We start from the raw sequence: 6,298 nt of genomic DNA, 5'->3' as shown, positions 1-6,298 counted from the left end.
CCAGCGGCGCGCCGATCAACGGCACCAGCGAGAGGATCACCATGATGAACGTCCAGAACGCCGCGTTCGGTATGCCGGTGGCGAACAGCCCCAGACCGGCGATGACGCCTTCGACGAGCGCGATCAGCACGTGTCCGGCCAGGACCGCCCACATGACCTCGTTCAGTTCGCCGTAGAGATCGTCCTGTACGTCGTCGGGCAGCGGCGTCACCTCCCTGAGCCACGACATGAGCGTATCGCCTTCCTTGAGCAGGTAGTACAGCAAGAACAGCATGAGTCCGAGCCCGATCAGGGCGTGCGTGAACGCGCTAAACCACGCCGTCGTCTGCTCTAAGAGCATCGTTCCGATCTGCTCGGCCGAGCCCGCCAGCTCCTCGACGATGTCGATTTCGAATCCCGTCTCCTCCTCGATCTGTTCCTCGAGCGCCGCGATCCGGAGCGCTTCCGGATCGAGGTCCTGGAGCATGTTCGCGACGTCGTCGGCAATCGCAATCGCGACGACGACGAAGGGGACGATAACGCCGACGATCGCGAGGAGGACGAGCAAAAGCGCAGCGACCGACGACGGGACGTAGCCCTCGAGGCGCCGCTGTAACGGATAGAGCACGAAGGCGATGAGAATCGCTCCCAGCACGTACTGTATGAACGGTGAAACGAGTTGGAGGGAGAGATAGGCGAAAACGAGAAAGAGCGCCAGAAGGTACCCTCGACTGAGGTTCACGGAAGTTTCGACCACGCGTGTACGGATAAAACCGCGGCCGGATTTATCCGGCTCTAAGACTGTCGTTCTCGCTCTCACACGGCTTCAAGGCGCTGGTTCACCAATGTGTCTGTGAATGTCTATCCAGCTCGATCCCACCTCTCTTGCCGCCGATCTGCTGTACGCGGTCAAGACCGGTGGCGAGACGGACTCCCTGCGCGAGGAACTCGCGACCCTCGAGCAGTCACGGCTCGATCGGGCCCTCGCGACTCGTCGGGAGCGACTCGCCTTCTGGCTCAACTGCTATAACGCCTACGCGCAGTTGCTTCTCGAGGACGAGCGCGACGCCGAGGACGGGCTCGATCCCGAGGCGGGCCGACTCGCGCGCTGGACGTTCGTCTCCAGGGATCGGATTCCGATCGCCGGCGTTTGGGTGAGCCTCAACGATATCGAGCACGGATTGCTTCGGCGGTCGAAACACCCCTGGGGGTTCGGCTACGTCCCCCGGCCGTTTCCCTCGCCGTTCGAGCGACGATACCGCCTCCCCGAGTGCGATCCGCGGATTCACTTCGCGATCAGACACGGTTTCGATCACGGCTCCCCGGTGACGGCCTACTCGCCCTCGGACGTCGAGACGGATCTCGACGCCGCCGTCGAGTGGTTCCTCGAGGAGACGGTCAGCTACGATCGAGAGCGAAACGCCGCCACGGTTCCCCGATTGTTCAGCCGCTACCGCGGCGACTTCGGAGGCAAACGCGGGATCGTCGCGTTCCTCCGGGAGTACGACGCCGTGCCGACGGGTCGCCGACCGTCGCTCGAGTACGAACGGACGACCCGCGCGCCGGACGTCGATTTCGACGGCGACGACATCGTCGACGAACTCCGACCGTAGCCGAGGGAATCAGTGACCCGGCGAGAGCGGGCTCTCGAGGGCGTCTCAGTCCGTTCCGTCGTCTTTGTCCACGATCCGCGCCGTCGGTGCGGATCGCATGACGCCTCTCGCGGCGCGTTTCGCGTTCGACCGCGAGGCGTATCCCTCGCCGCTGTCCGCGACGATATTCCCGTTCCAGTGAACCAGGCGCCACCGCCACTCGTTGGCACGATCTTCGTACACCTCGAAGCGACTGGTCCGCTCGGCGGTGCGATCGCCGGAACCTTCCGGTTCCGTCTCCGCCGACGGCTCCGGTCCGGGAGCGGCGCCGCCGGCGCCCCCTTCCGATTCCGGCGCGGGGTGGGCGCGGGTCGCCGACGCCGCGTCGCGGCGCTCGCCGTCGTCAGTTTCGTCGAGCGTTGCAGACCCAGCGGCGTCGGATTCCTCGCGCTCGGTGTCGGCGATTCGAAGGCTCGAGCCGTCCGGGTCGTCCCACTCGAGTTCGAGTTCCAGTTCGGTCACCGGCGGTTCGTCGTCGGCCTCCCGCTCGGCCTCGAATTCGGCGGAAATCCGGGACGGAACGTCGACTTCGGCGAGGCGCGTGCCGTCCTCGAGGCGGAGCGGTCGGCCGTCGTCCAGCGCGGCCGCGAACTCCCGAAAGATGGCGGCGAGCTCCTCGCGGTCGTACGCGCGCTCGAGTTCGAACTCGATCGGGTCGTCGGTCATACGGGTGCTACGGGGCCCACCGAGTTAGGCGTTGTACCGGACCGGGTCCGCCGACGGCGTCAGGCGGACGACGGACGGTGAGAGGACGCCCGTAGCCGGTGCGTTTTTGTCGCCGCGCTGTCTTCGCTCGCTCGTAATGTCCCGCGACTGGCAGGCCGACCGCCGCGCCGTCTTCGACCGCGACGACCACGCGTGTCGCTACTGCGAGACGTCCGGCGACCCCGACGAGCCGACCGCCCTCCGCACCGTTCCCGTCGGCGCCGTTCCCCTCGACGGGACCGTCCACGAGAGCGCGCTCGTAACCGTCTGTACCGACTGTTTCCGCCGCCTCGAGGCGCCGACCACGGCGTCCGACGGCGACGCACTCGAGTCGCGCGAGTCGCTGTTCGGTCTCGTCCGCACGATTACGCAGACGCAGGGCGACGCCATCTCCGACGTTGCCGCCGTCGCCTCGCTCGCGACCTCGCTGCCGGAGCGACTCGGTGCGGGCGCGCGAGACGGCGCGGACGCACGAGGCGACGAGAACGAGAACGGACGAGACGACGCGGACGAATCCGACGCCGACGGCGAGCGCGTCGACGACGTCGCCGTCGAATACCGCCGACACCGGCGGGACGTTCGCCTCGCGATCGACCTCGTCGACGCCTCGCTCGAGCGACTCGACGCGGTCGACGACGGACGGTTCGACGACGACGTTCAGCGCTCGCTGGAGACCGTCGGCGAGGCCGCCGCCGAACTACAGACGACGCTGCGTCGCATCGTCGAGCGTTGCGAAACGGTCCCAGCGGGACTCGGGCGCTGTCACGGTTGTTTCGAACCGCTGCCGCAGGAAGCGGGGAAAACGGAGACGACGGCGTGTCAGACGTGCGGACTCGAGGTTCGCGAGACGGCCGACTGGCGACGCGACGACGGCGCCGTCGCCTTCGACCGACTCTTCTCGGCGATCAACGACGACCTGCAGTCCGCCCCGTCGACGACCACGACGTTGACCGAGCGGGCGACGGCGCTCGCAGCGCAGTTGACCGCCTGAGACGTGCGTTGTGAGGGGACTCGAGGTCGTGCGTCGCGTGTCCGAGCGTCGTGCGTCGAGTCGAACCGTCTCGAGCGGAGCGGGGCTGACGTCGGCTTCTCGAGGGTGCCACGTGAAGACGACCCGTGGTACAAAATGGAATTTGACTGTGTCATACGCCACTGAAAGACAGCAATTGGTCCTCGGTCGCTAGAGCGACCGAGCGGCCTCGAGCGAGATGTCGATCGCGCGAGCGACGTTGTTCTTGGCTTTGTCGGGGAGTTCGTCGTCCTCGGTGTCGGTGCCCTTCTGGGTGCCCTCGACGAGGTTGCCGTCGACGGTACAGATTGCGCCGGCGCGCAGGCCCTTGCGGCGGGCCAGCGAGAAGACGGCGGCGGCCTCCATTTCGACGGCGAGGAGACCGGCGGCCTCCCAGTCGTCGACGGTGGCGCCGGACTCGGCGTAGTAGGCGTCGTCGGAGGCGATGGGACCGACGTGGACCTCCTCGTCTCCGCTCACAGTTTCACCGTTCGCGCTATCCGCGGCCCGCTGGGCCGCGTGCGCCTCTGCGGAATCGACCAGCGCCGAGAGCACGTCGTAGTCCGGCACCGCGGGGTACTCGACGGCCTCGTAGCGCTTCGAGGTGCCCTCGTTCTTCGCGGCGCCGGTGGCGACGACCATGTCGCCGATCTCGATGCCCGACTGGAGCGCCCCGGTCGTGCCGACGCGAATGAACGTCTCGACGCCGACGTTTGCGAGTTCCTCGATGGCGATGGCCGCCGACGGACAGCCGATCCCCGTCGAGCAGATCGTCAGCTCCTGGCCCTCGTAGGTGGCGTTGACGACCTTGTACTCGCGGTTTTCGGCGACCGTCTCGTGGTCGTCGCAGTGGCTCGCGATTCGATCGACGCGGCCCGGATCGCCCGGAATGAGGGCGCGATCGGTCAGGTCTCCCTCCTCGACTAGCAGGTGCGGTTGGGTTGCCATACCCGTCGATTTCGGTGGCGGCGAGAAAAAAGGTTCGAGGACGGGTCCCGAGCGTCCGTCGGGCGATCTGCGATACTCCCATCGCGCTCAGTCCCGTCACCAGTTCCAGTGTTCGCCTCGTCTGTCATCCGCTGCCCGCAGTATGGCCGCTCCTCGTCCGCGCTCGAGGCTACGTCGTCGTCTCCGGCTTCACTTCGATCTGCTCGTCGGTGACCGTCACCAACGCGTCTTCGACCTGGAACTCCACAGTTCCCGCGTCGCGATGTGACCCCGTGTGCGTGTCGGCAAACAGGGAGTCGAGGGCGTCCGGGTCGATGTAGTCGTAGAGCCGCGTGCTGGTCGCTCCGACGTCTTCGTCGAAGTACTGCGCCAGCGCCGTCGCGGTAGCGATACTCGGCGGTTCGTCTGTCCGTCGCTCGTACTGGACGCGACGCTGCAGTTCGCATCCAGGGGACTCGCTGATCCTTCGTTCCGTCATGTCTTTCAGTCACGTTTCCGTGACCGTCTAGTTCAATGACGAACGGCCCGCCGTATATAATTACCGTCAGACAACATTCGGTGAGAAGCGTTGCAGGCCTCGAGACCCCAAAAAACGTCATTTCAACCGATTTTCACGACGGCGGTGATCGTTCGCCGAGAAACTGCTCGACCGCCGACGCCGTCGGAGCGCTCCGAGCCCCCTCTCGACTCGCCGTGAGCGCACCGCAGGCGTTTGCGTACTCGAGCGCGCGGTCGATCCCGCCGCCGGCGAGGCGGATCGCGAGAAAGCCCGCGGCGAACGCGTCGCCGGCGCCGGCGGTGTCGACGGAGTCGACGTCGAATCCGGAGTGGGTGTAGCGCTCGTCACCGCGCCGGATTTCGGCGCCGTCGGCACCCGAGGTGACGACGACCAGTCGTTCGCCGTCGGTCGACCCGCCGTCGGCGCCGTCTCGATCGGCCAGCGCCGCGGCTTCCCGTTCGGTGACGAACACCACGTCGGCCGCCTCGAGCGTCTCGCCGTACTCGCGGTCGCCGAACCGCCGGCCGGGATCGAAGCTGACGCCGACGCCGGCTTCGGTGGCGATCGAGGCGATCGTCGCGGCGGTCTCGGGACGCTGACTCGTCAGGTGGACGTGGTCGGCGGCCCGAATTCGGTCGGCGTCGAGATCGGCCGGACGGACTGCCTCGTTGACGCCGTCGTTGCCCAGAATCGACACCTCGCCGTCGTCGTCGACGAGCAGGTACTTGACGGCCGTTTCGGCACCCTCGACGACGCGGAGACCCGACAGCGAGACGCCGGCCGACTCGAGGCCGCGGCGTGCGAGCAGGCCGTTGTCGTCGTCGCCGACGCTGCCGATGAGTCCGGTATCGACTTCGAGGGCGGCGAGCGCGGCGGCGACGTTGGCGGCGCTGCCGCCGCTAGACTGGCGCTGTGAGCGGATCGTCGCCTCGCCGTCGGCGACGGGCAGCCGGTCGACGCGCAGCGTCACGTCCCAGTTGACGTGGCCGGCGGTGAGTACGGTCGGAGCCATTCGATAGGAGCAAAGACGGGGGCGGTCGAAAAAACCTAGGTTGCGATGAAGAGCAAGACGTTGTGGATGCCGGGGCCGAGTCCGAGCGCGGCGACGCCGGCGAGCAGCGTCCGCGCCTGTCGCGGCCGTTCTTCGACGTACTCCTTGAACAGGCCGAGGATCACCAGCGCGAGACCGACCTTCACGAGGATGAAGAGCCAGCCGCCGCCGATGTACTCCGCCGTCGGCAGTGACTCGCCGGCCTCGAGGATGAGCCGGGAGAGGGGCACCTCCTCGCCGGCGCCGAGGACGTCGTAGCCGATCGCCGTCGAGACGCCGTCGACGGTGTGGCCGAAGACGACGATCACGCCCGTCAGCGCGGTCGTGGCGGCGACCTCGGTGAACCACAGCCCCAGCGCGATCCAGGCGACTGCGGTGAGGACGCCGGCGACGACGACCGCGATGACCGGCCAGAACAGGTCGAAGCCTGTCTCTTATACACATCTCTGATAGCG

At 67.1% G+C, this 6,298-nt stretch carries 7 protein-coding genes and 1 pseudogene; 2 read left to right on the top strand and 6 right to left on the bottom strand.

The annotated features are described in order from the left end of the window. Positions 1–721 (bottom strand): AI-2E family transporter (locus tag C493_RS06100; RefSeq protein WP_007258541.1); only part of this gene is annotated, 721 nt, incomplete at its 3' end. A gap of 115 nt (positions 722–836) precedes the next feature. On the opposite strand from C493_RS06100, the gene C493_RS06095 reads away from it, so the two are divergent. Beyond that, positions 837–1,592: a DUF547 domain-containing protein gene (locus C493_RS06095; protein ID WP_007258540.1), complete on the top strand. Its 756-nt coding sequence runs from the start codon at positions 837–839 to the stop codon at positions 1,590–1,592. Positions 1,593–1,637: 45 nt separating this feature from the next. On the opposite strand, the gene C493_RS06090 is transcribed toward C493_RS06095, so the two are convergent. Continuing rightward, positions 1,638–2,297 (bottom strand): amphi-Trp domain-containing protein, encoded by a 660-nt coding sequence (locus C493_RS06090; RefSeq protein WP_007258539.1) that lies wholly within the window; start codon positions 2,295–2,297, stop codon positions 1,638–1,640. A gap of 136 nt (positions 2,298–2,433) precedes the next feature. Between C493_RS06090 and C493_RS06085 the strand changes: the two genes are divergently transcribed. Further along, a complete protein-coding gene (locus C493_RS06085) occupies positions 2,434–3,327 on the top strand; it encodes an HNH endonuclease (protein ID WP_007258538.1) in 894 nt (297 codons plus the stop codon). A 189-nt stretch (positions 3,328–3,516) separates the two neighbouring features. Here the strand turns inward: C493_RS06085 and C493_RS06080 are convergent, their stop codons facing one another. The 4 genes and pseudogenes from C493_RS06080 to C493_RS06065 form a co-directional block, all read right to left on the bottom strand. Continuing rightward, a complete protein-coding gene (locus C493_RS06080) occupies positions 3,517–4,293 on the bottom strand; it encodes a nucleoside phosphorylase (protein WP_007258537.1) in 777 nt (258 codons plus the stop codon). A 169-nt stretch (positions 4,294–4,462) separates the two neighbouring features. Then, positions 4,463–4,771, bottom strand: a complete 309-nt coding sequence (locus C493_RS06075) for a HalOD1 output domain-containing protein (protein ID WP_007258536.1) — start codon at positions 4,769–4,771, stop codon at positions 4,463–4,465. A 133-nt stretch (positions 4,772–4,904) separates the two neighbouring features. After that, positions 4,905–5,804, bottom strand: a complete 900-nt coding sequence (locus tag C493_RS06070; RefSeq protein WP_007258535.1) for a carbohydrate kinase family protein — start codon at positions 5,802–5,804, stop codon at positions 4,905–4,907. Between the two features lie 35 nt (positions 5,805–5,839). Then, positions 5,840–6,268, bottom strand: a pseudogene (locus C493_RS06065) (DUF63 family protein); the annotation flags it as partial. Positions 6,269–6,298 lie beyond the last annotated feature (30 nt).

It is taken from the genome of Natronolimnohabitans innermongolicus JCM 12255 (assembly GCF_000337215.1).
Taxonomy (GTDB): domain Archaea; phylum Halobacteriota; class Halobacteria; order Halobacteriales; family Natrialbaceae; genus Natronolimnohabitans; species Natronolimnohabitans innermongolicus.
This window is presented reverse-complemented; position numbering and strand designations above follow the sequence as displayed.

Coding starts and splice junctions, on each gene's coding strand:
- C493_RS06095 (WP_007258540.1), top strand. CDS start 837: ATGTCTATCCAGCTCGATCCCACCTCTCTTGCCGCCGATCTGCTGTAC.
- C493_RS06090 (WP_007258539.1), bottom strand. CDS start 2,297: ATGACCGACGACCCGATCGAGTTCGAACTCGAGCGCGCGTACGACCGC.
- C493_RS06085 (WP_007258538.1), top strand. CDS start 2,434: ATGTCCCGCGACTGGCAGGCCGACCGCCGCGCCGTCTTCGACCGCGAC.
- C493_RS06080 (WP_007258537.1), bottom strand. CDS start 4,293: ATGGCAACCCAACCGCACCTGCTAGTCGAGGAGGGAGACCTGACCGAT.
- C493_RS06075 (WP_007258536.1), bottom strand. CDS start 4,771: ATGACGGAACGAAGGATCAGCGAGTCCCCTGGATGCGAACTGCAGCGT.
- C493_RS06070 (WP_007258535.1), bottom strand. CDS start 5,804: ATGGCTCCGACCGTACTCACCGCCGGCCACGTCAACTGGGACGTGACG.